Below are 25,037 nucleotides of genomic sequence, written 5' to 3' on the forward strand. Positions count from 1 at the left end.
CATGTTTGATGAAGCCTTGCTTATTTCTGAACTGACCTATAAAGCCATTAGAAGTTCTGGTGCTGGAGGACAACATGTCAATAAAGTGGCTTCTAAAGTGGTTTTAAATTTCAATTTGAAACAATCGGAAGTGTTTTCAGAGGCACAAAAAAACTTACTTCTCAATAATTTATCCAATAGGCTAACAACTGATGGGATTCTTATATTACAAAGCGATGAGAGCAGAAGTCAGCATAAAAACAAAGAACTTGTTGTAAAACGTTTTCTAGACCTTATTAAGCAAGGTTTAAAAGTCCCAAAAAAACGAAAACCCACAAAAATCCCAAAAGCCGTTAAACTAAAACGCTTATCAAAAAAGAAGCAACAAGCTGACAAGAAAGCCAATAGAAAGCCACCTGAAGTCTAGTATTCTGTCGCTGTTTACTAGAAGCGTTTTTACTAACTTTTTTAAGGTTTTATTGCCGAAAAACAAAAAATCTGATTTACCTTTGCAGCGTTCTCAAAAAGGGGTGCTTTTTTGATTGACGATTGCAGATTAACGATTATAGATTGCTGAATTTAAAACCTTCATAAAAAATCTTGAATCCCAAATCCTGAATCTTAAATCTTTTAGGCTGAGATCATACCCAATGAACCTAGAACAGGTAATGCTGTTTAGGGACTTTATACACAATTTTGTGTTACGTGTCATGCTAAGCTTGGCGAAGCATCTCACAATAAAAATCATTTACTAACAAAAGAATAATCACCTCTTTTTATTCGAATAAATTTATTTAATCGAATGAAACTTTTATTCAACCACCTGTCTTTTAAAAGTAGGCAGAACCTTCACATTTTTTTACTTTTTTTATTTTTTGGCTTTTCAGCTTTTTCTCAGGAAAAACAACAAGATTCCACACAATTGGAAACCTTGAACGAAGTATTGGTAAAAGCTGTTCGTGTCAATGCCACGTCTCCAATTACCCACTCTAATGTAACCAAGGAACAGTTGCAAAAGCGAAATTTAGGACAAGACGTCCCTATTTTATTGAATTATTTACCTTCGGTTGTAACCACTTCCGATGCTGGAGCTGGTGTGGGTTACACTGGAATTCGGGTTCGAGGCGTGAATGCGCAATCCACAAACGTAACCATTAACGGCATACCATATAACGATGCCGAATCCTTGGGGACTTTTTGGGTGAATTTGGGCGACTTTGCCTCTTCTGTAGAAAGCCTGCAACTGCAACGTGGCGTAGGAACCTCTACCAATGGCTCAGGTGCGTTTGGAGCTAGTATCAATGTGCTTACAGATGCAGTTTCAAATAAAGCATACGGAGAAATTGCCAATAGTTTTGGGAGTTTTAACACTTGGAAACATACCGTAAAATTTAGTACTGGACTGCTAAACGACCACATAGAAATTGCTGGACGTTTGTCTCAAATAACATCCAATGGCTACATAGATAGGGCTTCTTCAAATTTAAAGTCTTATTTTCTTCAAGCCTCCTATGTGGATGAAAGCACCTTAATAAAAGCCATTACCTTTAGTGGAAAGGAAGTAACCTATCAATCTTGGAACGGGATTGAAGACCCTTATCTTTTAGAACACGATAGAACCTTTAACTCTGCTGGCATGTATACCGATGAGAATGGTAATGTGCAGTTTTACGATAATGAGGTTGACAATTACCAGCAAGATCATTACCAATTTCATTGGAACCAAAAAATCAACAATAACTGGTCTACCAATCTTGCCTTAAATTACACCAAAGGAAAAGGTTATTTTGAGCAATACAAAGAAGACCAGGCATTTGTGGACTATGGATTGGAGAATGTGGACATAGGTAATGAAACCCTTACTGAAACCGACTTGATAAGACGCAGGTGGCTGGATAACGATTTTTATGTAGTAAACGCCAATGTGAATTACAAAACAAATGCCTTAAATGTTATTTTAGGAACCTCTTACAGCACTTATTCTGGAGATCATTTTGGTGAAATTATTTGGGCCCAATATGCAAGCAATAGCATGATAAGGGACAGGTATTACAATGGAAATGGCAAAAAAATAGATGCGAGTTCGTTTGCCAAAGCCACATATAGATTAAATGAACATCTTAGTTTATACCTGGATTTGCAATCCCGTTATGTACATTATAAAACTACTGGAACAAATTCCGATGTGGCACCTTTTATTGTGGATAAAAATTATCATTTCTTCAACCCAAAAGCAGGAGTCTCTTATAATATAAATACCAATAACAACCTGTATTTTTCTTATGCAAGAGCCAATAGAGAACCTAACAGGGATGATTTTGAAAATAATGCCGATGTCAAACCAGAGCAATTAAACGATTTTGAATTGGGCTGGAGGCATACATCCAACCTTTTTAGCCTAAACACCAACCTATACTACATGCTCTATAACGAACAATTGGTTCTAACAGGCGCCATAAATAATAGTGGGAACCCTATTAGGGAAAATTCTGGAAAAAGTTACCGTTTGGGTCTGGAAGTAGATGCTGTTTTTAATATTTCCAAAGCATTTAGCGTACAACCAAACATGGCTTTAAGCATGAATAAAAACAAAGAGACCTTTGCTTCTATTGATGGAAGGATAGTTGATTTAGGGGAAACCAATATTTCGTTTTCACCAAACATAGTAGCAGGAAATGCATTTGTTTTTAAGCCAATTAATGGCTTGCAAATGTCTTTGTTAAGCAAATTTGTTGGCGAGCAATATATGGGAAATACAGATTCTGAAACCTCCAAATTGGACAGTTATTTTGTGAACGATTTTAATGTGATGTACGAAATTGAAACTCCTTCAATATTTAAAACTATTGTCATTTCTGGTTTGGTAAACAATCTCTTTGGAGAAAAATACAGTTCTAATGGTTTTTACTACACCTATGATGATACTTGGTCAGATCCGAACCAAATAACCACTATTGAAGGAACGGGATATTATCCACAAGCAACCAGAAACTTTTTGTTGGGTGTAACTTTAAAGTTTTAAAATTCCAATTAACAAAAAACTCCCAAGCTAAATTAGCTTGGGAGTTTTTATTTCAAGTACGGAAAAACCGTAATTTATTTTAGCGCTTTTCGATGAAATGCTTAAATATCTTAAAAATGTCTGTTCAGTCAATTTTTTTTTTAATAAATTCCAGTTGTCTAAATATCATGGCGAGCAAATTTAGAAGTCTCTCAACAAGATTTTTAGATTTTTAGTTCGAACATAACTAGCGCTAGTTTTTTTTATTCAAAAGACTTCTTCTTTAAAGGCTTCTAAAATTAAGGCTTCTAAGCAGGTTTTGTTTAACCAACCAGTTTTGAAAAAAATATTTTGAACTGGTTTAAATTTTAGAAATTATGAAAAAATATTTGTATTATAGTTTATTAAGCCTTTTAACTATTTGGTCTTGTACGATAGATGAAAATAAAAGTACTGATATCACAAAAGACGCCAATTTTAATGAGAATATATTTTTAAGTGGGAATTTTGATAATTTAAATTCAATATCAGAGTTTAAAGTTAAGATTATGATTGTTAAACTTTGGAGATCTAAGTATAACTGTACAAGAGGATTGGGAATTTGTAGAGTATGCTTTTTCTGTGAGAGACAAGAAGGTGAAATTGAAGTTCCTGTGTTAAATGATTCTGATGGAGAGTATATCCAAATTAAGTTAGACAAACCACTTGATTATGGCATAAATTCAGATTTACATATCGATGAAGATATTTATAATGAAGATGATGGAAAGTTAATCTTTAAATCTGGAATACATGAATTAGACTATAATTTAGGAGAATACGGTGGATATGAAATTAGATTAGAGAATAATTAATATTTTAAGATAATGAAGTTGCCATATAATTTACAATGGCAACTACATTATTTAATTTAATTGTATGAAAAAATTATGCGCTATACTGTTTTTATTGTTGTCCACAATATCTTCTATAAATGGACAAAATAAATATAAACTAAAAGATATAATAAGCTATAATAAGTTAGTTTATGATATGGAGCATAATAGTAGCTCTGAAATATATTCACTTACAGAAAATGACATATTCAATCTAATAAAAAACAGTAATAAAGACTATCATCTTATTTACTCTTTTGCTACTTGGTGTAGACCCTGTAGAGAATTTTTTCCAGAAGTTCTTCAGTTAATAAAGATGAGAAAGAATGTAGAACTCTACATAATTTTAATAGAAAAAGATAACAGTAAACAATTGTATAATACTAAACTATTTTTTGATAGATTGAACTTTGATAAGCCTTTGTTTTGTGTGTCAAATTACGAGAAAGGGAATTGGAGAAAGAGCTATTTTAAATTTATTAATGATATTGCTCCTAACCACAATGAGTTTGGCTTGTCTTTAAGTCTTGTTTTTGATAAACATAGTCGTCTTTTATATGCTTCAACACATTTAGAAAGTAAAACTGAAGTTAAACAAAACTTAAATTCTATCTTTAATCTTTAAGCATGAAATACCTTCTAAACAGCTTTATTTTAATATTTATCAGTATTTCTTCAGTGGCTCAAAACGCAAACAACAAGGAGTTTAAAAGTGCTAACGAAAACGTGTTTGTGAAAAGTCCTTTTTCCAATTATTATAAAATTGAAAAAGAAGCTGAATTTATAAATGAATTGAATGTTCAAATTCAAAAAGATCATTATCAGTTTCTATTTCATGAACATTTAGTTGATTTTTCTTCTTATATTTTTTCTGGGTTCAATCAAAAACAATTTAACAAATCTCCTGTAGCTTTACAATATCAACACAGAAGCTTGGAAAATCCATTTATAGATAGTAAAGATCTAATAGTTCCAAATTGGTGTTTGGTTATTTGGGAGCCTTAAACATTTTTAAATGATATTTTACAATCAGAAAAACAAAAAAATTACAGGAATAGCTATATTTATGATACTTGCTACGTTGTTAATTTTAAAATTCTTAATATAACAAAAACTCCCAAGCTCATGCAGCTTGGGAGTTTTAATTTTTAAAGATTCTCTGTAAAGGCAGATAGACTCATGTTGCACTTCGACAAGCTCAGTGTGACCATGTTTATTTCATTTTCATCAACCAATGTTTTACATCTACTTCAGCACTTATAATATCTTTTAAATCTGTAATCTTCACACGTTTTTGGTCCATAGTATCTCTATGTCGAATGGTTACTGTATTGTCTTCCAAAGTATCGTGATCTACAGTAATACAAAATGGTGTTCCATTGGCATCTTGGCGTCTATAACGTCTTCCAACGGCATCTTTCTCGTCGTAATCCACGTTGAAATCCCATTTTAAATCTTCTACAATTTGTCTGGCAATTTCCGGTAATCCATCTTTTTTAACCAACGGCAAAATAGCGGCTTTTACAGGTGCTAAAACGGCCGGTAATTTTAAAACGGTTCTGGTAGTGTTATTATCCAGTTCTTCTTCCACCAAAGCGTTGGAAAACACAGCCAAGAACATTCTATCTAAACCAATAGACGTTTCAAGTACATAAGGTGTGTAGCTGGAATTATCTTCATGGTCGAAATATTGTAGTTTCTTTCCAGAAAATGCTTCGTGCTGTTTTAAATCGAAATCTGTTCTGGAGTGAATGCCTTCCAATTCTTTAAATCCGAAAGGAAATTTAAACTCAATATCTGTGGCAGCATCTGCATAATGCGCTAATTTTTCGTGGTCATGAAAACGATAATTCTCTTCTCCCAGACCAAGGGATTTATGCCATTTCATTCTGGTTTCCTTCCAATAGTCAAACCATTCTTTTTGTGTTCCAGGCTTGATAAAGAATTGCATTTCCATTTGTTCAAACTCTCGCATTCTAAAGATGAATTGTCTCGCTACAATCTCGTTTCTAAAGGCCTTTCCGGTTTGTGCAATCCCGAAAGGGATTTTCATGCGTCCTGTTTTCTGAACGTTTAAAAAGTTTACAAAAATACCTTGGGCTGTTTCTGGACGTAGGTATAGATCCATGGCATGTTCTGCACTAGCGCCAAGTTTGGTTCCAAACATCAAGTTAAACTGCTTTACTTCTGTCCAGTTTCTGGAACCTGTAAGAGGGTCCGCAATGTCCAATTCTTCAATAAGCGCTTTTACGTCTGCCAAATCTTCTGCTTCCAAAGATTTTCCCATTCTGGAAAGAATCTCGGTTATTTTTTCTTGATACCCTAAGACACGAGGGTTTGTAATTACAAACTCTTCTTTATTAAAAGCCTCACCAAATCGCTTTTCGGCTTTGGCAACTTCTTTATCTATTTTAGCTTCAATTTTAGCACAGTAATCCTCTATTAACACATCAGCTCTATAACGTTTTTTTGAGTCCTTGTTATCGATTAAAGGATCGTTAAACGCATCCACGTGTCCAGAGGCTTTCCAGGTAGTTGGATGCATAAAAATTGCAGCATCAATGCCTACAATGTTTTCATTCATCTGTACCATGGCTTTCCACCAATAGTCACGTATGTTTTTCTTTAATTCTGCTCCATTTTGAGCATAATCGTAAACTGCACTAAGTCCATCGTAAATTTCACTACTTTGGAACACGTAACCATACTCTTTTGCGTGAGAGATTACTTTTTTAAATTGATCGTCGTTTGCCATGCTGCAAAAATAAAAAACCGTTCCAACTAATGGAACGGTTTTTCAAAAAATATAATTGGTTAGTTAATTAAGTTCCAGTTCTGTTTTTCCTATTTGTAAATCGTCGTTATAAATCAGGACATTGTATGTGCCTTCTTTTAATAGGTTTTTAGATTCCACATTAATTTTGGTACATACATCCATGTTGTCGTAATTGTTGTTAACCACAGTCATACCACTATAATCCAAGGCATTGTTCTTAAATTTCACATGCCCTCGTTCCACGACCAACTTATTATCTGGGCCAATAATTTGAACAAAGATGTTTTTGTTTCCTTTTGGAGTAAACTCGTTACTTAACAAGGTTAAGCAAACCTCAATATGATCCAAGTCGTTAATTTGGTTGGTTTTCATATCGGTTTTTGGGTTTACAGTGTTTAAAGCTACTGCATTAACATTAACAGCAGACACAGAAACTATTTTTTTTATGGTTTTGGAAAGCAGCGTGTTTTCAGCTTCTAACTCTTTCAAATATTGTTGTTGATTGAGATAATTTTGAGACATGGAATACAACTCAACCTCAAGGGATTGATTTTGTTTTTGAGCCATGTCTGCTTTTGCAAATAAAAAAGCTTTTTCTCTTTTAAGAGCTGCTAATTGATTCTTGTACTTAGATATTACGGATGCATCGGCATTTTCGGTCAATAAAGAATCTAAAACACTGGAAAGATTTGTTTTAGCTTTATTTAACTCTAATTGCATGGTATTGTTGTCTGCTTTTACTGCATCGTAACTCTTAATCATTTCGTGTAATTCATTTTGAACAAGCAACGTTTCCTGTTCCATAAATTCTTGATGATTTTTAAGAGTTTTATATGTTGAAAAGCTATAAGACCCTAAAACAACAATTGCTATTACCAATGTACCTATAATTAATCTGTAGTTAAATAATTGAGGGTTAACTATCATCTTAATTTATAATTTTACCTCACGAAACTATAAATAATGCTTGTGTAATTTTATTTTAATCGATAAAGTGATAAAAAAATTGTTAAAGTTCTAAATTCTTTGTTTAAATAGGGTTTCATAGTTGCTTTGTTATTAATATCTTTAGGGTAAATTCGCACAAAATGTTTCAATCGGTTTTGGACTTGTTCTTCCCTAAAGTATGTTTTGCCTGCTTGTTCCAGTTAAGCGATTACGAAACGTACATTTGCACCAATTGCAGGCACAATTTGCCAGTTACCAATTTCCATTTGGAAAACGATGATACCGTTTTAAAAACCTTTTATGGTCGTGCTAAAATTGAACACGCCACAGCCTTGTTGCGTTTTGAAAAAAAAGGCTTAACCCAACAATTGATACATCATTTAAAATATAAAGGGTACGAAGATATAGGAGTATTCTTAGGTGTATGGCTTGGCGAAGAGTTAAAATCGCTTGCTGCCTACCAAAATATTGATGCGGTTATTCCAGTACCTCTTCATAAAAAGAAATTAAGGAAAAGAGGTTACAACCAGGTTGCCAAATTTGCTCAGGAAATAGCAAAACAACTAAATACTGCGTATTGTGACGATGTACTGATAAAAATAACCAACACAGCTTCTCAAGTTAAAAAAAACAGGTTTAGCAGATGGATGAATAACAACGAACTTTTTAGCATCCAAAACAAGGAAAAAATCAACAACAAACACATTTTATTGGTGGACGATATTATTACCACAGGCGCTACCATGGAAGCCTGCATTGCGGTCTTGAACAGAGCGCAGAATGTTAAAGTTAGTGTTGCAGCCATGGCAATAGCTTAAGGATAGTTTCGTGATTGGGAATTTAATTGTTTCTTTGCATCTAAATTATTTTTGAAAAATGAATCGGACCTGTTATCGCGCTTTATACCTAGTTGTTTTTTCTTTGCTTTTGGCCAATTGCGCCAATAAAGGAAGACCAGGTGGTGGAGACAAGGATGTAACACCTCCAGTAATTGTAAAATCTGAACCTGAAAATTTTTCAACCAACTTTAATGAAACCGAAATAAAGATTACGTTTAACGAGTATATTAAAATTAATAACCTCCAAAAACAGTTAATTATTTCGCCTCCTATGGATCCTGCTCCAGAAATTTCCCCTCAAGGTTTGGCAAGTAAATACATTACCATAAAAATTAAGGACACTTTAGACCCAAACACAACCTATGCCTTTAATTTTGGAAATAGCATAGTGGACAACAACGAAGGAAACCCATATCCATATTATAGATATGTATTCTCAACAGGCAATTACATAGATTCACTTTCAGTTAAAGGAAACATTATTGATGCTACTTTAAGGAAACCAGATGATTTTGTATCTGTGATGCTATACGAAATGGATTCTACCTATACAGATTCTATTGTGTACAAAAAACAACCCAAATACATAACCAATACCTTAGACAGTACCACCACCTTTTCCATAGATAACATTAAGGCTGGAACATATAAGCTTATTGCCTTAAAAGATGAAAACCAAGACAGCAAATACCAACAACGAAGTGATAAAATTGGATTCTTGGAAAAACCTATAACTGTACCAACAGATACGCTTTACACCATAAAACTATTTAAAGAAGCAGCAGATCCAAAAATCATTAACCCTCGATTAATTTCTGGTGAAAAAATAGCATTTGGCTTTGAAGGTGATTATGAAAAAATGAACATTCAAATACTCTCAAACACACCTCAAGATTTTAAATCCCGAATTACCAAAGATGCCAAGACAGATTCTTTAAACTATTGGTATAAACCCAGACTAAAGGATACCGATTCCTTACTGTTTAAAGTAAGCAATACTAATTATTCCGAAGAGTTTACAGTTAAAATTAGCGAGCAACCTAGAGATACCTTGGTGGTGAAAGCATCTCCAACAGGAACCATTGGTTTTGAAGAAGATTTTAAAATTTCTGGCAATATTCCGTTTGAGAGAATTGCCAAAAAGCGCATTTCCGTTAAAGACAAGGACTCTACTGATGTTGCTTTTAAGATTAAACTGGATTCATTATCCAATACACTGACTGTTAATTTTGATAAAACCGAAAGCAATAGATATAACATTCAGGTGTTACCAAATACTTTTGTAGATTTTTTCGACAATAAAAACGACACTTTAAATTACACGATTAGCACAAAAACCTTTGCCGACTATGGTAACGTGAGAGTGAATTTAAAAAATGTGACCTATCCTGTAATTGTACAACTAACAGATGACAAAGGAGAGGTGAAGGTTGAAAAATACAGCAAAAAACCAGAACCTATAGATTTTAAGTATGTAACACCCAACACGTATTATTTACGGGTTGTACACGACAGCAATAAAAATGGACAGTACGACTCTGGAAATTTTTTAAAAAACCAACAACCAGAAAAAATAAGCTATTTTCCAGACCCTATTGATGTTAGAGCCAATTGGGATCCCATAATAGATTTTACCTTACTCTAAAGTAAAGGTGTCTTTATCTTTTAGGAAATTAAGTTTCTCTCTATAGGTTTTTATATGGGTTTTACTTAACGTGATTATTTCTGTTGTTTCCTGATTCTCTGGAATGTTATCTAATTTTTTTCCCAAAACATCAAATACAGCTGAATGACCATTATACTCATGGCCATTCCCATCCAATCCCACTCTATTTACTCCCACACAATAACTCATGTTTTCTATGGCTCTTGCTTTTAAGAGCGCATCCCAAGCAGCTACCCTTACTTTGGGCCAATTCGCCACATATACCAATACATCATAATTTTCCACATTCCTAGACCAAACAGGAAAACGCAAATCATAACAAATTAACGGACAAATCTTCCAACCTTTATAAGTTACTATCAACTTGCTTTGCCCTGCAGCATACACTTTGTCTTCACCTGCAAGGGTAAAGGTGTGTTTTTTATCGTAGGTTTCTATAATGCCATTAGGATGTACAAACAACAATCGGTTATAAAAATATCCATGTTCTGAAACAACCATGCTTCCCATAAGGGCTGTTTGCTTTTTTAAAGCCAATTCTTGCAACCAATCAACCGTATCCCCAAACATAGTTTCTGCCACTTTTTTTGGTTCCATGGTAAATCCAGAGGTAAACATTTCCGGAAGAACAATCACATCCACAGCTTCTGAAATACGCTCAATCTTATTGGTAAGATGATTTCTGTTCTGTTCTGGATTCTCCCAAAACAATTCTGTTTGAATGAGAACTATTTTTAGATTTTCTTGCATGTATTAAAAGTACGGATTTTTAAAATAATTTGCCTCAGTCTGTCTTTAAAATTGGGATAGGCTGTGAGGAAAAAACTATATATTATTCAATATATCAGCTGCCTGCTTTAAGGTCTCGTCCGTTTTAGCAAAACAAAAACGCAACACCTTATTATCTAATTTATTCTCATTAAAAACCGAAAGAGGAATGGATGCCAAGCCATTCTCTATGGTTAAACGCTTGGCGTAATCCACATCGTATTCTTGGGTGATTTTTGAATAGTCCAACACTTGAAAATATGTCCCTTGAGAGGGTTTGAATTGAAATCTGGAGTCTTTAATCAGATTTAAAAACAAATCGCGTTTTGCTTGAAAAAATTCAGATAAACCCAAATAAGTATTCGGATCCTGCATATAATCTGCCAAGCCTTTTTGCACAGGATGGTTCACGCTAAACACATTAAACTGGTGGATTTTTTGAAACTCCTCCATCAACTCTTTTGGCGCACAACAATAACCCGTTTTCCAACCTGTATTATGAAAAGTTTTTCCAAAGGAAGCTGTAATAAAACTTCTGGATTTAAGGTCTGGGAACAAACAGACACTTTGGTGTTTTTCGCCATCAAACACTATATGCTCGTAAACCTCATCGCTCAACACAATGATATTGCTGTTTTTGGTAAGTTCTTGAAGTTTCAACATATCTGCTTCACTAAATATCGTACCACTAGGATTATGTGGTGTGTTTATGATAATCATTTTTGTTTTGGACGACATTTTTTGTGCCACCTCATTCCAATCCACTTGATAATTTGGAGCTTCCAATTGAATGGAAACCGGTTTTCCTCCATTAATCCTAATAGAAGGTTCGTAACAATCGTAAGCCGGTTTTAAAATAATCACTTCATCATCTGCTCTTACAAAAGCTGTAATCACATCGTAAATAGCTTGAGTGGCTCCTGCCGTAATGGTAATTTCGGATTCTGGATGATAGGAACTTCCGTAGAGCAAATCAAATTTTTTAGCAATGGCCTCACGAAGCTGCATATTTCCTGGCATTAACGCATATTGATTGTAGCCGGAATTCATCGCTTTGCTTACCAAGTCAATCAATTTTTGGTCGCCTTTAAAATTTGGAAAGCCTTGCGATAAGTTAATCGCCTTATGTTTATTCGCCAAACCACTCATAACCGTGAAAATGGTGGTCTCAATATTTGGGAGTTTAGAGAGGTGTATCATCTAATTAAATTTTTCCAAAACTTATGATTCAACTAGTTATCAATTTTGATAGTATTAAGCATTTTTAGTAAATACCCATTATGGGCCTTCATAGCTTAAAGATACAAGTTAGGTCGATAAATTTGGTTCATTTTAACATCTTTTATATTCGGGTTCTTTATCTTTGAAACTTACTAAATTATCATCATTATGAAATTCATTAAAATTCTATTACTTTTTATCACATTACAGGTGTCTGCCCAACAAGGAGGCATGTGGATCCCTTCGCTATTGGAAGGCATGAACGAGCAGGAAATGGCCAATCTTGGCAGCAAGCTTACAGCCAAGGATATTTATGATGTAAACAACTCCAGTTTAAAAGATGCCATTGGTCATTTTAATGGTGGTTGTACCAGTGAAGTGATCTCTCCCAAAGGTTTGATACTAACCAATCATCATTGTGGTTATAGCCAGATCCAATCGCATTCCTCTTTGGAAAACGATTATTTAAAAGATGGTTTTTGGGCCATGAGCTTGGAAGAAGAATTGCCTAATCCTGGTCTTTTTATAGAGTTTATAGTAAGAATTGAAGATGTAACCACACAAGTTTTAAATGGTGTTACAGAAGACATGACAGAAAAAGAAAAACAATCTGCTATCTCTAAAAATTCCAACGCCTTGGAGGCTGAAGTACAAAAAGAAGCTTGGCAGGATACCAAAATCAAATCCTTTTACAAAGGCAATCAGTACTTTTTATTTGTAACAGAGCGTTTTAACGACATACGTTTGGTTGGCGCACCTCCATCAAGTATCGGGAAATTTGGAAGCGATACAGACAACTGGGTGTTCCCAAGACATACAGGGGATTTTTCTATGTTTAGAATTTATGCAGATAAAAACAATCGTCCTGCCGAATATAGTAAGGACAACGTGCCTTACAAACCTAAGCACTTTTTACCAATTTCCTTGGATGGCATTGAAGAAGGCGATTTCACCATGGTCTTTGGGTTTCCAGGAACCACAGACGAGTATTTGCCTGCTGTTGCCATAGAACATATTACCAAGGCATACAACCCAAGCAATATTGCCATTCGTGAAGCAGCGCTAAAGGTTATTGACGCTAAAATGAAGGAAAGCGACGAGGTACGAATTAAATATGCCTCCAAACAAGCTCGAATTGCAAATGCTTGGAAAAAATGGATAGGTGAAAACCTTGGAATTGAAAAAAGTAATGCTATAGAAGAAAGGCGTGCTTTTGAAGCCACCTTTAAAAAAGCACTAAAAGAAAAAGGATTGGAAACCAAATATGGAAACATTCTTCCTGAATTTGATGTCCTTTATGAAAATTTTGCTGATATAAACATTAAGCGTAGAAGTTTTATTGAAGTCTTTTTGGTGACCAATGAATTAATGAACATGACCTTTAGAACCTACCAGTTTGAACAGGCCATTAAAAACAATCCGGATATTTTTGATAAAGCCAAAGCATCTATTGAAGGTACCATTACAGGAATCCACAAAAATTATGATGTGAATGTGGATAAAGGTGTTTTTGAAAGCGTGATGCCTTTTTACACGAATAATGTGGATGTTTCCATTTATAACAACACAGCCTTTACAAGTTTGGACACAGCTTTAAAATTATTCGAAGGGACACCAGAAGAGGTTATTGAAAAACTCAATAACGATCCTGCGTATGCCTATGCAAAACCCATGATTGATGAGTTTTATAACACCATAAACCCAGAGTTTGAAGCTAAAAACGAACCAATTACAGCCTTACAAACCGAATACATGACAGCTTTAATGAAAGCCTTACCCAATGAAAGATATTTTCCAGATGCCAACGGAACGCTTCGTGTTACGTATGGACAAGTAAGAGGGTATTCGCCAAGAGATGCTGTGTATTATTCGCCTGTTAGTTATCTGGATGGCGTGATAGAAAAATACATTCCAGGCGACTACGAGTTTGATGTGCCACAAAAACTAATCGATTTATACGAAGCCAAAGATTACGGACCATATGCAGATGCAAACGGAAAAGTGCCTGTGTGCTTTTTAGGGACTAACCATACTACTGGAGGAAACTCAGGAAGTCCAACCATAGATGCGCATGGAAATTTAATAGGCTTGAATTTCGATAGGGTTTGGGAAGGCACCATGAGCGATATGTATTACGATCCTGAAATCTGCAGAAATATTATGGTGGATTTAAGATATGTTTTGTTTATAGTTGATAAATATGCTGGAGCAAAACACTTAATTGACGAAATGGAATTGGTACACCCAAAGAAAGCAAAAAGCAAACAAAAGAATAAAAAGAATTAACTTCCCATAGCAATTTAAAACTGCTAATAAAACCTATTTCTAGACCTGCAAGATTTCAAAAATCCTTGTGGGTCTTTTTTATGGTTTTTAAATAATTTCCATTTTCTTTAATAAGAAGCTTGCATTCATGTTTTGGCAAATCCCATCTTTAAATTTATAATCGAAAAAGAGTTCGTCATCAATAATTAGGGCATCAAAAAAGTAATTTTTAACGGCATCCAACTCTTTGGCAATGTCACATAAACTTAAATCGTGTGTGGCAATAATTCCCGTAGCGTTTCCAGCAACCAGTTTCTCAACGAATTTACGGGAGCCAATAGCTTTATCAGTAGAATTGGTCCCTTTTAATATTTCATCTAGAATGATAAAATAAGGTTCTTTGGCAATTTCATCCACAATAAACTTCAATCTGGTCAATTCTGAAAAGAAATAAGAACTATCATCTGTTAAGGAATCGCTGGTTCGCATACTTGTTATAAGTTTTACAGGACTGTAAGTACTGGATGTTGCACACACTGGCAAACCTGTATTTGCCATAACTATATGCAGGGAAACCGTTCTTAAAAAAGTACTTTTTCCAGCCATATTGGCTCCAGTAACAATAAAAAATTCCTGATTTAGAATTTTTAAGTCGCTATCTATCCGTTTGTCTCGGTCCAATAAAGGATGTCCTAAGTTCTTGGCTTCAATAACCGTTTGATTTGCAACAATATCTGGAAATACATATTCTGGATGATTAAAGGCATAATTTCCCAAGCTGTTGTAGGCATCAAAGAAAGAAACCACTTCAAACCAACGGTCAACCGTTGTTTTGTATTGAGAAATCCATTTTTCTATATTGTATGCATTCTTTAGGTCTGACAAGAAAAACCCATTCCCAAAAATGGCTGAAATCATGTTGTTTCTATTATCCAAAGCGTCTAAATACTTGGAAAACTGTGAAAATATATCAGATGCTTTTTTGTGCTCTTGCTGAATACAAGCCTGTTTTTCTTTAAGCCATTCAGACGAAAAGGATTCATTTTCAATCTGTTTCAACAATAAAGCATATTGTCTAAAAGTATCTCGGGTTTTATCTGTGTTACTGGCTAAAACATTTATTTTCTTTAAATGCAAACCTGTAATTATTAACCCAAATAACAACCAATAACCCACAAAACCCAAATCGATTATTTGAAACATCCCAAGTGCCACAACCGCTATGGATGCTAAAGAAAAAACCTTTGGCAACCAGCCCATTATTTTTGGTAGAAACGATTGGTGGCTGTTTAGCCATTCAATAATTTTTAAAGCAGGTGTTTCTGTGTGTATCAACTTAGCAGTTGCTGAATACTGTTGTCGCCATTCTGGTTTTTCAGCGAGTTCCTTTATGGCCTGTTGCTTTGGTACAATAGCATCAATAGTGTTTGCGGTTAAGATAGTTGCCAAACGTTTGGTGCCTTCTTGTATGGTTGTTCTATTGATAAACTGAAAAAAGGAACCTTTTCCAAATAAATCTATATCCAAGCTATAAAAATGATGAGGATCCTGAAATTGTTTGCCTGAATCCCGATGGTGAAAATTCCCTGATGCGATGTTTATCTCTTCCTCATTTAAAACAACCAAAGCCTTACTAACATCTCTTAAGCGTTTGGTATCTGTGTATTTTGACAATAGGAATATAAAACCAGCTATTCCAGCAATTCCAATGCCTAAAGCCATTTGCCAGAAGCTAAAAGCCATATAAATGCCTGCAACGGTTAATAAAAATACAAGCAGTCTCAAGCTACTTAATCCAATCAATTTTTTATTGAATTTTTTTAGCTCCTGCTGATGCTTTTCTAGCTGTGTTTTATAAAATATATTAGGATGTCTCATGCTATAAATTGAAATGTAAAGAAACAAAAATCCCAAGACTTAGCTTGGGATTTTTAATTTATAAGAGATTCTTCGCTATCGCTCTAAATAACATTATCCTTTTAAACTAGCTTTTAAATACTCTCTATTCATCCTAGCAATGTTTTCAAGCGAAATTCCTTTAGGGCATTCCACTTCGCAAGCACCAGTATTTGTACAGTTACCAAAACCTTCTTCATCCATTTGCTTTACCATGTTCAATACTCTGTCTGTAGCTTCTATTTTACCTTGTGGCAACAACGCAAACTGAGATACTTTAGCTGATACAAACAGCATGGCAGACGAGTTTTTACAACTTGCCACACAAGCACCACAACCTATACAGGTTGCAGCATCGAAAGCTTTATCTGCATCGTGTTTATTTACAGGGATGGCATTTGCATCTATGGTATTTCCTGAGGTGTTTACAGATATAAAACCACCTGCATGTTGAATACGATCAAAAGCAGATCTATCAACAACCAAATCTTTGATTACTGGAAAAGCTGCAGCTCTAAAAGGCTCGATATAAATAGTGTCTCCATCTTTAAACATACGCATGTGTAACTGACAGGTTGTGATACCACGATCTGGACCATGAGCTTCACCATTAATATAAAGGGAGCACATACCACAGATACCTTCGCGACAATCATGATCGAAAGCTACTGGTTCTTCGTTTTTGTTTATTAAATCTTCATTTAATACGTCTAGCATTTCAAGGAAAGACATATCTGGAGAGACATCAGTGACTTTATAATCGACTAAACCTCCTTTATCGTTAGCGTTTTTTTGACGCCATATTTTTAACGTTAAATTCATAGCTTTCCTATTTATAACTTCTTTGTTTTAATTCAATATCTTTAAATTCCAATTGTTCTTTATGAAGAACGGCTTCACTAGGTTCGCCTTTGTATTCCCAAGCTGCAACATATGCAAAATTCTCGTCGTCACGTTTAGCTTCACCTTTTTGTTCGCCACTTTCTTCCACAGCATCTTCCCTAAAGTGTCCTCCACACGATTCTTCTCTGTGTAAGGCATCTTTGGCAAACAGTTCTCCTAATTCCAAGAAATCTGCCACACGACCTGCTTTGGCCAACTCTTCATTAAATTCTTCGTTGGTTCCTGGAACTTTCACATCTTTCCAGAATTCTGCACGAAGTTCTTTTATTTCCTGAATGGCTTCTGTTAGCCCTTTTACATTACGAGCCATGCCAACCTTGTTCCACATGATTTTTCCAAGCTTCTTATGGAAATGGTCTACAGAATATTTTCCGTTATTATTTATTAAATGATTGATTTGATCTCTCACATTTTTTTCAGCTTCATCAAATTCTGGCGTATCTGTTGGGATTTTTCCAGTCCTAATGTCTGCTGCTAAATAATCCCCAATAGTATAAGGCAATACAAAATAACCATCTGCCAAACCTTGCATCAATGCTGATGCTCCAAGTCTGTTGGCTCCATGATCTGAAAAATTGGCCTCACCTATTGCATATAATCCAGGAACTGTAGTCATTAAATTATAATCTACCCAAATTCCTCCCATGGTGTAGTGCACGGCAGGATAAATCATCATAGGTGTTTCATATGGATTTTGATCTACAATTTTTTCGTACATCTGGAATAAGTTTCCATATTTATTCTTAACAACTTCTTGCCCTAATTTTTTAACTAAAGCAGCATCATTTATATCTAAATGTCTTACAGTGGCTTGTTCTTTGCCATAGCGTTCAATGGCAGAAGCAAAATCCAAAAACACAGCTTCTCCAGTTGCATTAACACCATAACCTGCATCACAACGCTCTTTAGCTGCACGTGATGCCACATCACGAGGCACCAGGTTACCAAATGCTGGATAACGACGTTCTAGGTAGTAATCTCTATCTTCTTCTTTAATATCCTTAGGTTTAAGTGTTTTATTACGAATAGCCTCTACATCTTTTTTATGTTTAGGCACCCAAATACGTCCATCATTACGTAATGACTCAGACATTAACGTTAATTTAGATTGGTGTTCTCCAGACACTGGAATACAAGTAGGGTGAATTTGTGTGTAACACGGATTTGCAAAGTAAGCCCCTCGTTTGTGTGCTTTCCATGCTGCTGTTACGTTACTACCCATAGCATTTGTGGAAAGAAAGAAAACGTTTCCATAACCACCAGTTCCAAGAACCACTGCATGAGCTGAATGTCTTTCAATTTCTCCAGTAATTAAATTACGGGTTATAATACCACGAGCTTTGCCATCTACAACAACCACGTCTAACATTTCGTGACGGTTGTACATTTTAATTTTTCCACGACCAATTTGACGGTTCATGGCAGAATAAGCTCCCAATAATAACTGTTGCCCTGTTTGTCCTGCTGCATAAAAAGTTCTGGACACTAAAACCCCTCCAAAGGATCGGTTGTCTAAATAACCTCCATATTCACGAGCAAAAGGAACACCTTGAGCGACACATTGGTCGATGATATTCGCTGAAACTTCAGCCAATCGATACACATTTGCTTCTCTTGAACGATAATCGCCTCCTTTTACTGTATCGTAAAACAATCTGTAAACCGAATCGCCATCGCCTTGATAATTTTTAGCAGCATTGATTCCACCTTGGGCAGCAATAGAATGTGCACGTCTTGGAGAATCTTGAAAACAAAATGCTTTAACATTATAGCCTAACTCAGCTAAGGTTGCTGCAGCCGAACCACCTGCCAAACCTGTTCCAACCACAATAACATCAATGTTACGTTTGTTGGCAGGATTAACCAGGTTGATGTTGTTTTTATAATTAGTCCATTTGTCTGCAATTGGACCTTCTGGTATTTTAGAATCTAAAGCCATATTTAGATGTTTTTTTAATGATTAAAATGATGAACCAACGCAATAACGATAAATCCTAACGGAATGAGAATGGCATAAGCCTTTCCAAATCCTTTTAATCCTTTTGTGTATTTGTTATTTGCTCCAACAGATTGGAATGCAGAATTGAAACCATGCAATAAATGAAGTGCTAAAAACACAAAACCTACACAGTACAAAGCCACACGCCAAACTGGTTCAAATTTATGCTGCAACTCTTCAAAATATCTATAACCTTCACCGTCTGCCAACAATCCTGACATATCGCCTTGGATGTATTTTGTGTTGATTTCTGGAAACCAAAAATCTAAAAAGTGAATGATTAAAAAGATTAAAATGAACAAACCACTGTAAATCATGTTTCTGCTCATCCAAGTAGAATTGGCTGCACCATTGTTTTTAGCATAGCTAATGTGTCGTGCCTTTCTATTTCTGATTTCCAATACAAAGCCCATCACAAAATGAAAGACCACACCAAACATTAAAATGGGTTGCATAACAAATTGAATCAACCAATTGGTTCCCATAAAGTGAGAGACCTCGTTAAAGGCATCTGCACTAAAAACCGATAGCGAATTAATTGCAAAGTGTTGTAGTAAAAAAATCATTAGGAAGAATGCCGAAAGTGCCATGGCAAATTTTCTTCCGATCGAAGAATTCAAAATTCCGCTCATTGTTGAAGTTTAATTTTTATATAACAAAGATACACTTCCATTCAGTTTTAGACAAAAGCGAAGCAATTTAAAATAGGTATTTAGAATGATTTTAATTAAAAAAAATGATACCCATTTTTAAAGAGTGAAAAAGTGTCTCAAATAGACCTAAAGTATTTACATTTAATCAACCATAGGAATCAAGCCTCTCAATCCCATATCAACCACCTGCTCGCCAGCTTCTGGCTCGTATTTACCGTCGGTATTCACTTCGGTCCATTCAAAACTATTGTTAATGGAAAAAGACAAGGTCACAACTACATCTTCGGTTTCATTTCCAGTTAATGTCAATCCGTTTTCAAACTGTCCTGTTACTACACAAGACCCTTGAGGGATTGGAGATGAATCAAACAATGGGTTTGGAACGGTGGTGGCTCCAGGAGGCGCTTGGCCTTGAGATGTAAAACCTAAAGCTTCGAAAGCCCAAAACCCTTGTAGTTTGTTTTCGTTAACAGTAAAGGTGCTTCCGTTTATATTAAAAGAAGAGATATAAGTGTTGAATCCAACAAAACTGGCTAAGGTTCCTGTATAATCCACACCATTTACCAATAAATCGATATCTCCTTCCTGATAAGCCAAAGATACGCGAACCCAATTATAATCGCCAGGAGTTATCTGGTTGAGAGGAATGGACAAGAACACATCGTTATTTCCAGCAAATATGGCATCCTGAAAATCGATGGCTTCCGTCCCTCCTTCAGTTGTTTTGGAACCTTCAAAAATAATTTCTCCTTCACCTAAACCCGTAAAAGCGTTTGGAGCAAACTCTATGTAATTGGCACTCATTCTGGAAATGGTTGGAGTTTGCGCTGCATTTCCTGACGGAATACTGGCTGGCTGTCCTAGATTGTTCAAGCGTTCTTGGTTGGGATCGAATTTTAATTTGACAATTAAATTAGCTTGAGGTTCTGGATTTGCACAACATTCAGTATCATCGTTATTACAGGAAATCAACAACAAAATGGCCAATAAAAAAATAGGTTTTAACAGTTTCATAACTTGGGGTTTTTAAAATTCACTAATACCAAAATAACATTTTTTTTTAAAAAAAGTATGTATTAATAACTCCCAAAGGCACTTTTATAGTATGTTTCAGTTAAAATTATAATAAATAGATGGGGCTTTTTTATTAGCCAAAAGGAAATCCGTATTTTTGAAAAATTGACAAAACAAAACAATAAGATTTCCGTCTTCACGGAAATGAAATAAAACCATTTTCATGAAATACCATTTAATCAACAACAAACTCTTTATAAAAAACCGAAAAGATTTTTCAGATAAAATGAAACCAAACAGTTTGGCTGTGTTTAATTCAAACGACATTTACCCAATTGGTGCAGACAGTACAATGCCGTTTCAACAAAATCGAGATCTTTTTTACTTAAGTGGCGTGGATCAGGAAGAAAGTATCCTGGTTATATTTCCTGATTGTCCGAAGGAAAAACACAGGGAAATTTTATTCCTTAAAGAAACCAACGACCATATAGCTGTTTGGGAAGGGGAGAAACTAACCAAAGAAGCTGCCTTACTAACTTCTGGCATTAAAACCGTTTATTGGCTACAGGACTTTGAAAAAATCATGCACGAACTTATGTCTCAGGTTGATACCGTTTACATAAACACCAATGAACATTACAGGGCCAATGTTGAAACAGAAACCAGGGAAGACCGTTTTAACAAATGGCTAAAAGCAAAATATCCCGCCCATAGCGTAGCAAAGAGTAACCCTATTTTACAACGTTTACGCTCGGTAAAGGACCAAATAGAATTAGACCTATTGCAACAAGCTTGCGATATAACCGAAAAAGGTTTTAGAAGGGTTTTAGGTTTTGTAAAACCCAATGTTTGGGAATACGAAATTGAAGCCGAATTTATGCACGAGTTTTTAAGAAACCGTTCTAAAGGTTTTGCCTATACTCCTATTATAGCCTCTGGAAACAATGCCAACGTGTTACATTATATAGAAAACAACCAACAGTGTAAAGCAGGCGATTTAATTTTAATAGATGCAGGAGCTGAATATGCCAATTACTCCAGTGACATGTCCAGAACCATTCCTGTTTCAGGAAAATTCACCAAACGCCAAAAAGAGGTTTATAATGCCGTAAACAGAGTGAAAAACGAAGCCACAAAATTATTGGTGCCAGGAACCATTTGGGCAGACTACCATGTGGAAGTTGGGAAACTGATGACATCTGAATTAATTGGCTTAAAATTATTGGACAAAGCTGATGTAAAAAATGAAAATCCAGATTGGCCTGCTTATAAAAAATATTTCATGCATGGCACATCACATCACATGGGATTAGACACACATGACTATGGCATTCTAACAGAACCTATGCAAGAAAACATGGTATTTACCGTTGAACCAGGAATTTATATTCCAGATGAAGGTTTTGGAATTAGATTGGAAGATGATGTCGTGATTCAAAAAAACGGGGAGCCTTTTAATTTAATGCGCAACATTCCTATTGAAGCCGAAGAAATTGAAGATATCATGAACTCATAAAGATTCATGGCGCTTATTAAACCAAAACCTTATAAGTTCATGTTTATAAGGTTTTGGCTTTTTTACCCTTTCTTCCATTACCTTACAATGTCTTTTTTAAGGTTTACAACATTTAAAAATACAAACATTAAAACGGCTGGTAAAATCCAAGCCAAGCTATATGAAGCCAAAGGTATATAATCTATAAGATATTGCACTTTCTCCAATGGGATTATATGTTTTAAAAAATCTGGGATACTAAATAAAAATGTTATAAACACAACTGCCCTAAAGACCCTTTTTGAGGCATACTTTTCTGGTAGTATATTTAAAAGTATCAACACAATGGTAATTGGATAAATAAACATTAGCGCTGGCAAGGCAATGTCTATAATAAACCCTACCTGATAGCTTCCAACCAATATCCCTATCAAACAACCAATGACAGCAGTTGCAACATAAGCTATTTGCGAACCCTTAAACAAGCCTTTTACATAATCTGATGTTCCTGTAACTATTCCAACGGCAGTTGTAAAACAAGCCAATGCCACTAACACACTTAAAACCATGGAACCAATGTGCCCTAAGGTTAATTTGCTCAATCCTATAAGTACATCAGTTCTTGTAGCCTCTAATGGAAATTTACTTTGAAATAGCGAACCACTCAATATAAGTCCTGCATAAATTACAATAAGTCCAAATCCTGCTACCCATCCAGCTTTGGTTATTAAATCCTTTTTTTCTTGGTATGTTTTAGTGTTTTTTAAATTCAAGGAAATAACAATTACAGCTCCCACAACCACTGCTCCTATGGCATCGAAAGTTTGATAGCCTTCAAGGATTCCTTCTGAAAAAGGGGACTTCAACAATGTCTGGCTAACTTCAAAAGGAGATGCAATAAGACCAACACCTATAATGCTCAAGAGGATAATACCAATTAAAGGAGTTAAAAACTTTCCTATTAAATCCAATATTTTATTCCTATTAATTGCAAAAACAAAAACCAAAATAAAATAAACACTACTTGTTACTAAGGCATTTGTGTTAAAAAAAGGCGCAATGGCCATTTCGTGTGTTACAGATGCTGTTCTTGGTGAAGGCAAAGAAATAGCAATGGCATATACCACAAAACAATAGATGCCACTAAAAACAGGCGACACTTTTTTGGCAAAATCAAACATGGTCCCTTGTAATTTGGCATGTGCAAAAATTCCCAAAACCGGAATCAAAACAGCCGTAATTGAAAAACCTATGGCCACTAAAACCCAATATTCACCAGATTTAAAACCCAAATAAGGAGGCAGGATTAAATTTCCGGCACCAAAAAACAAAGAAAAAAGGGCAAATGCAGTTACTAATACTTCTTTATTTCTATTCATAAGAGATTGTTTCAAAAAGGGTTACGGCAACTATTAGTAAACAAATATTTTTAATGCAATTAATTGGTTCCTGTTTCTTCAAACAGCTTGGTCTTGCTATCTTTGCACAAGATAGTTTAAAAATGATTTTAGAGCACAAAGGCATTCAAGTTTTTTATACAGATCAAGGCTATGGCAAACCAATTGTTTTATTACATGGTTTTCTTGAGAGTTCCAATATGTGGACACCTTTAATTCCAGATTTATTGAAAACCCATAGGGTTATTACCATAGATTTATTGGGACACGGACTAACAGGTTGTCTTGGGTACGTGCACAGCATGGAGTTAATGGCAGAGACTGTTAATGCTGTTTTAAACCATTTAAATATTGAAAACAAAACCATAATAGGTCATTCCATGGGTGGCTATGTAGCTTTGGCCATGGCAGAAAAGAACCCAAATAGCATGCAGGGACTTTGCTTGATGAATTCCACTTTTCTTCCGGATAGTGAAGAAAGAAAAATGCTAAGGACCCGAGCCAACCTCATGGCACAAACCAATTTTGACAATTTAGTAAGGATGTCTTTTACTAATTTATTCAGTTTGAAAAGTAAGGAAACCCATAAACAAGAATTGGAAATTGCTTTAACCGAAGCCTTAAAGACAAGTGTTCAAGGTTACATGGCTGCTAACGAAGGAATGAAATTAAGAACAGACAAAACCCAACTTTTTAGGACATTACCAACAAAAAAACTGTTAATAATTGGTAAAAAAGATCCCATTCTGGATGCTGATAGCGTGAAAAAACAATTAAAAGGGACTGATGTGGATATCGTGGAACTAACAGAAGGCCATATGAGCCATATCGAAAATAAAGAAGAATTAACTTACAATATCATGCGTTTCATCGAAAAATAATTGCTTTTTGGCTATTATATTGCTTTTTTTAATTAAGTTAGGCATTCCAAACTAGCTTATTATGAAAAAACCTACTACCAACCGAAACCCATTCAAAATTTATTGCGATGTTTTTGGACACAATTATCAAGTTTCAAAAAAAGTAACATCACATGTCAAAGAGTACACTTGCAAGTGCTGTAAAAAACAATTAACCACCAACAGTAACGGAAACCTTACCGAGCTAACACCTAAATACAAGGAAATAAATATGCTTTTGGAAGATTTTTATACCAGACGCATGTTGCGATTAAAGAACAAATCGTTCGTTTCATCGATTTATTAGGCAATTCCTTGGTGTATCGGTTGAATTGACTATATTCTGTTTTAACAAAAATTGATGATAGCCAAAACAACATGAAAAATCTGATTTGTTCCCTAAAAGGTCATGATTTTAAAATAACCAGAAGAGTGACTGATTA

The 25,037-nt window shown here is 35.0% G+C and carries 21 protein-coding genes; 11 read left to right on the forward strand and 10 right to left on the reverse strand.

Annotation, left to right across the window (positions count from 1 at the left end; genetic code table 11):
• Position 1: 1 nt before the first annotated feature.
• From arfB to D778_RS00945, 5 genes are all read left to right on the forward strand, one after another.
• A complete protein-coding gene (arfB, locus tag D778_RS00925) occupies positions 2–406 on the forward strand; it encodes an alternative ribosome rescue aminoacyl-tRNA hydrolase ArfB (protein ID WP_007646823.1) in 405 nt (134 codons plus the stop codon).
• A 375-nt stretch (positions 407–781) separates the two neighbouring features.
• Entirely contained in the window at positions 782–3,001 is a 2,220-nt protein-coding gene (locus D778_RS00930; RefSeq protein ID WP_007646825.1) for a TonB-dependent receptor, read from the forward strand.
• Between the two features lie 356 nt (positions 3,002–3,357).
• Entirely contained in the window at positions 3,358–3,834 is a 477-nt protein-coding gene (locus D778_RS00935) for a hypothetical protein (RefSeq protein WP_040491175.1), read from the forward strand.
• A 64-nt stretch (positions 3,835–3,898) separates the two neighbouring features.
• Complete coding sequence (locus D778_RS00940; RefSeq protein ID WP_007646826.1) at positions 3,899–4,480, forward strand: TlpA family protein disulfide reductase; 582 nt, start codon at positions 3,899–3,901, stop codon at positions 4,478–4,480.
• 2 nt (positions 4,481–4,482) lie between these two features.
• Positions 4,483–4,860 carry a hypothetical protein gene (locus D778_RS00945; protein ID WP_007646828.1) on the forward strand — a complete coding sequence of 126 codons (378 nt, stop codon included), beginning with the start codon at positions 4,483–4,485 and terminating at the stop codon, positions 4,858–4,860.
• 208 nt (positions 4,861–5,068) lie between these two features.
• On the opposite strand, the gene D778_RS00950 is transcribed toward D778_RS00945, so the two are convergent.
• The gene (locus D778_RS00950) at positions 5,069–6,610 is read right to left on the reverse strand and encodes a glycine--tRNA ligase (protein WP_007646830.1); all 1,542 of its coding nucleotides are present in this window, start codon (positions 6,608–6,610) and stop codon (positions 5,069–5,071) included.
• A gap of 63 nt (positions 6,611–6,673) precedes the next feature.
• Positions 6,674–7,558, reverse strand: coding sequence for a hypothetical protein (locus D778_RS00955; RefSeq protein ID WP_007646832.1), 885 nt, complete (start codon positions 7,556–7,558; stop codon positions 6,674–6,676).
• 161 nt (positions 7,559–7,719) lie between these two features.
• Here D778_RS00955 and D778_RS00960 point away from each other — a divergent pair, with 161 nt between their 5' ends.
• Both D778_RS00960 and D778_RS00965 read left to right on the forward strand, forming a co-directional pair.
• A complete protein-coding gene (locus D778_RS00960; RefSeq protein WP_007646835.1) occupies positions 7,720–8,397 on the forward strand; it encodes a ComF family protein in 678 nt (225 codons plus the stop codon).
• A 58-nt stretch (positions 8,398–8,455) separates the two neighbouring features.
• A complete protein-coding gene (locus D778_RS00965) occupies positions 8,456–10,063 on the forward strand; it encodes an Ig-like domain-containing domain (RefSeq protein ID WP_040491179.1) in 1,608 nt (535 codons plus the stop codon).
• Here D778_RS00965 and D778_RS00970 read toward each other — a convergent pair.
• Both D778_RS00970 and D778_RS00975 read right to left on the reverse strand, forming a co-directional pair.
• Entirely contained in the window at positions 10,055–10,834 is a 780-nt protein-coding gene (locus D778_RS00970; protein ID WP_007646841.1) for an amidohydrolase, read from the reverse strand. The genes D778_RS00965 and D778_RS00970 overlap by 9 nt on opposite strands.
• A 75-nt stretch (positions 10,835–10,909) precedes the next feature.
• On the reverse strand, positions 10,910–12,052 hold the full coding sequence (locus tag D778_RS00975; protein ID WP_007646843.1) for a methionine aminotransferase: 1,143 nt from the start codon (positions 12,050–12,052) through the stop codon (positions 10,910–10,912).
• Positions 12,053–12,241: 189 nt separating this feature from the next.
• On the opposite strand from D778_RS00975, the gene D778_RS00980 reads away from it, so the two are divergent.
• Positions 12,242–14,359, forward strand: coding sequence for a S46 family peptidase (locus tag D778_RS00980; RefSeq protein WP_007646846.1), 2,118 nt, complete (start codon positions 12,242–12,244; stop codon positions 14,357–14,359).
• Positions 14,360–14,446: 87 nt separating this feature from the next.
• On the opposite strand, the gene D778_RS00985 is transcribed toward D778_RS00980, so the two are convergent.
• From D778_RS00985 to D778_RS01005, 5 genes are all read right to left on the reverse strand, one after another.
• Positions 14,447–16,216, reverse strand: a complete 1,770-nt coding sequence (locus D778_RS00985; RefSeq protein WP_007646848.1) for a MutS-related protein — start codon at positions 16,214–16,216, stop codon at positions 14,447–14,449.
• Positions 16,217–16,309: 93 nt separating this feature from the next.
• A complete protein-coding gene (locus tag D778_RS00990) occupies positions 16,310–17,056 on the reverse strand; it encodes a succinate dehydrogenase/fumarate reductase iron-sulfur subunit (RefSeq protein WP_007646850.1) in 747 nt (248 codons plus the stop codon).
• Positions 17,057–17,063: 7 nt separating this feature from the next.
• Positions 17,064–19,076, reverse strand: coding sequence for a fumarate reductase/succinate dehydrogenase flavoprotein subunit (locus D778_RS00995; RefSeq protein ID WP_007646852.1), 2,013 nt, complete (start codon positions 19,074–19,076; stop codon positions 17,064–17,066).
• A 14-nt stretch (positions 19,077–19,090) separates the two neighbouring features.
• On the reverse strand, positions 19,091–19,768 hold the full coding sequence (locus D778_RS01000) for a succinate dehydrogenase cytochrome b subunit (RefSeq protein ID WP_040491181.1): 678 nt from the start codon (positions 19,766–19,768) through the stop codon (positions 19,091–19,093).
• Positions 19,769–19,930: 162 nt separating this feature from the next.
• Entirely contained in the window at positions 19,931–20,803 is an 873-nt protein-coding gene (locus D778_RS01005; protein ID WP_007646858.1) for a hypothetical protein, read from the reverse strand.
• A gap of 223 nt (positions 20,804–21,026) precedes the next feature.
• Between D778_RS01005 and D778_RS01010 the strand changes: the two genes are divergently transcribed.
• A complete protein-coding gene (locus tag D778_RS01010) occupies positions 21,027–22,319 on the forward strand; it encodes an aminopeptidase P family protein (RefSeq protein ID WP_007646860.1) in 1,293 nt (430 codons plus the stop codon).
• 77 nt (positions 22,320–22,396) lie between these two features.
• Here the strand turns inward: D778_RS01010 and brnQ are convergent, their stop codons facing one another.
• Complete coding sequence (gene brnQ, locus D778_RS01015) at positions 22,397–23,677, reverse strand: branched-chain amino acid transport system II carrier protein (protein WP_007646861.1); 1,281 nt, start codon at positions 23,675–23,677, stop codon at positions 22,397–22,399.
• 53 nt (positions 23,678–23,730) lie between these two features.
• Between brnQ and D778_RS01020 the strand changes: the two genes are divergently transcribed.
• Both D778_RS01020 and D778_RS01025 read left to right on the forward strand, forming a co-directional pair.
• Entirely contained in the window at positions 23,731–24,576 is an 846-nt protein-coding gene (locus D778_RS01020) for an alpha/beta fold hydrolase (RefSeq protein WP_007646862.1), read from the forward strand.
• A gap of 61 nt (positions 24,577–24,637) precedes the next feature.
• Positions 24,638–24,901: a hypothetical protein gene (locus D778_RS01025; RefSeq protein WP_007646864.1), complete on the forward strand. Its 264-nt coding sequence runs from the start codon at positions 24,638–24,640 to the stop codon at positions 24,899–24,901.
• Positions 24,902–25,037 lie beyond the last annotated feature (136 nt).

Origin of the sequence: Xanthomarina gelatinilytica, from assembly GCF_000348685.1 — a bacterium.
Lineage (GTDB): Bacteria > Bacteroidota > Bacteroidia > Flavobacteriales > Flavobacteriaceae > Xanthomarina > Xanthomarina gelatinilytica.

Bases quoted from the DNA above. Each gene is read 5' to 3' on its own strand.
- arfB (WP_007646823.1), top strand. From the start codon at position 2: ATGTTTGATGAAGCCTTGCTTATTTCTGAACTGACCTATAAAGCCATT.
- D778_RS00930 (WP_007646825.1), top strand. From the start codon at position 782: ATGAAACTTTTATTCAACCACCTGTCTTTTAAAAGTAGGCAGAACCTT.
- D778_RS00935 (WP_040491175.1), top strand. From the start codon at position 3,358: ATGAAAAAATATTTGTATTATAGTTTATTAAGCCTTTTAACTATTTGG.
- D778_RS00940 (WP_007646826.1), top strand. From the start codon at position 3,899: ATGAAAAAATTATGCGCTATACTGTTTTTATTGTTGTCCACAATATCT.
- D778_RS00945 (WP_007646828.1), top strand. From the start codon at position 4,483: ATGAAATACCTTCTAAACAGCTTTATTTTAATATTTATCAGTATTTCT.
- D778_RS00950 (WP_007646830.1), bottom strand. From the start codon at position 6,610: ATGGCAAACGACGATCAATTTAAAAAAGTAATCTCTCACGCAAAAGAG.
- D778_RS00955 (WP_007646832.1), bottom strand. From the start codon at position 7,558: ATGATAGTTAACCCTCAATTATTTAACTACAGATTAATTATAGGTACA.
- D778_RS00960 (WP_007646835.1), top strand. From the start codon at position 7,720: ATGTTTCAATCGGTTTTGGACTTGTTCTTCCCTAAAGTATGTTTTGCC.
- D778_RS00965 (WP_040491179.1), top strand. From the start codon at position 8,456: ATGAATCGGACCTGTTATCGCGCTTTATACCTAGTTGTTTTTTCTTTG.
- D778_RS00970 (WP_007646841.1), bottom strand. From the start codon at position 10,834: ATGCAAGAAAATCTAAAAATAGTTCTCATTCAAACAGAATTGTTTTGG.
- D778_RS00975 (WP_007646843.1), bottom strand. From the start codon at position 12,052: ATGATACACCTCTCTAAACTCCCAAATATTGAGACCACCATTTTCACG.
- D778_RS00980 (WP_007646846.1), top strand. From the start codon at position 12,242: ATGAAATTCATTAAAATTCTATTACTTTTTATCACATTACAGGTGTCT.
- D778_RS00985 (WP_007646848.1), bottom strand. From the start codon at position 16,216: ATGAGACATCCTAATATATTTTATAAAACACAGCTAGAAAAGCATCAG.
- D778_RS00990 (WP_007646850.1), bottom strand. From the start codon at position 17,056: ATGAATTTAACGTTAAAAATATGGCGTCAAAAAAACGCTAACGATAAA.
- D778_RS00995 (WP_007646852.1), bottom strand. From the start codon at position 19,076: ATGGCTTTAGATTCTAAAATACCAGAAGGTCCAATTGCAGACAAATGG.
- D778_RS01000 (WP_040491181.1), bottom strand. From the start codon at position 19,768: ATGAGCGGAATTTTGAATTCTTCGATCGGAAGAAAATTTGCCATGGCA.
- D778_RS01005 (WP_007646858.1), bottom strand. From the start codon at position 20,803: ATGAAACTGTTAAAACCTATTTTTTTATTGGCCATTTTGTTGTTGATT.
- D778_RS01010 (WP_007646860.1), top strand. From the start codon at position 21,027: ATGAAATACCATTTAATCAACAACAAACTCTTTATAAAAAACCGAAAA.
- brnQ (WP_007646861.1), bottom strand. From the start codon at position 23,677: ATGAATAGAAATAAAGAAGTATTAGTAACTGCATTTGCCCTTTTTTCT.
- D778_RS01020 (WP_007646862.1), top strand. From the start codon at position 23,731: ATGCAATTAATTGGTTCCTGTTTCTTCAAACAGCTTGGTCTTGCTATC.
- D778_RS01025 (WP_007646864.1), top strand. From the start codon at position 24,638: ATGAAAAAACCTACTACCAACCGAAACCCATTCAAAATTTATTGCGAT.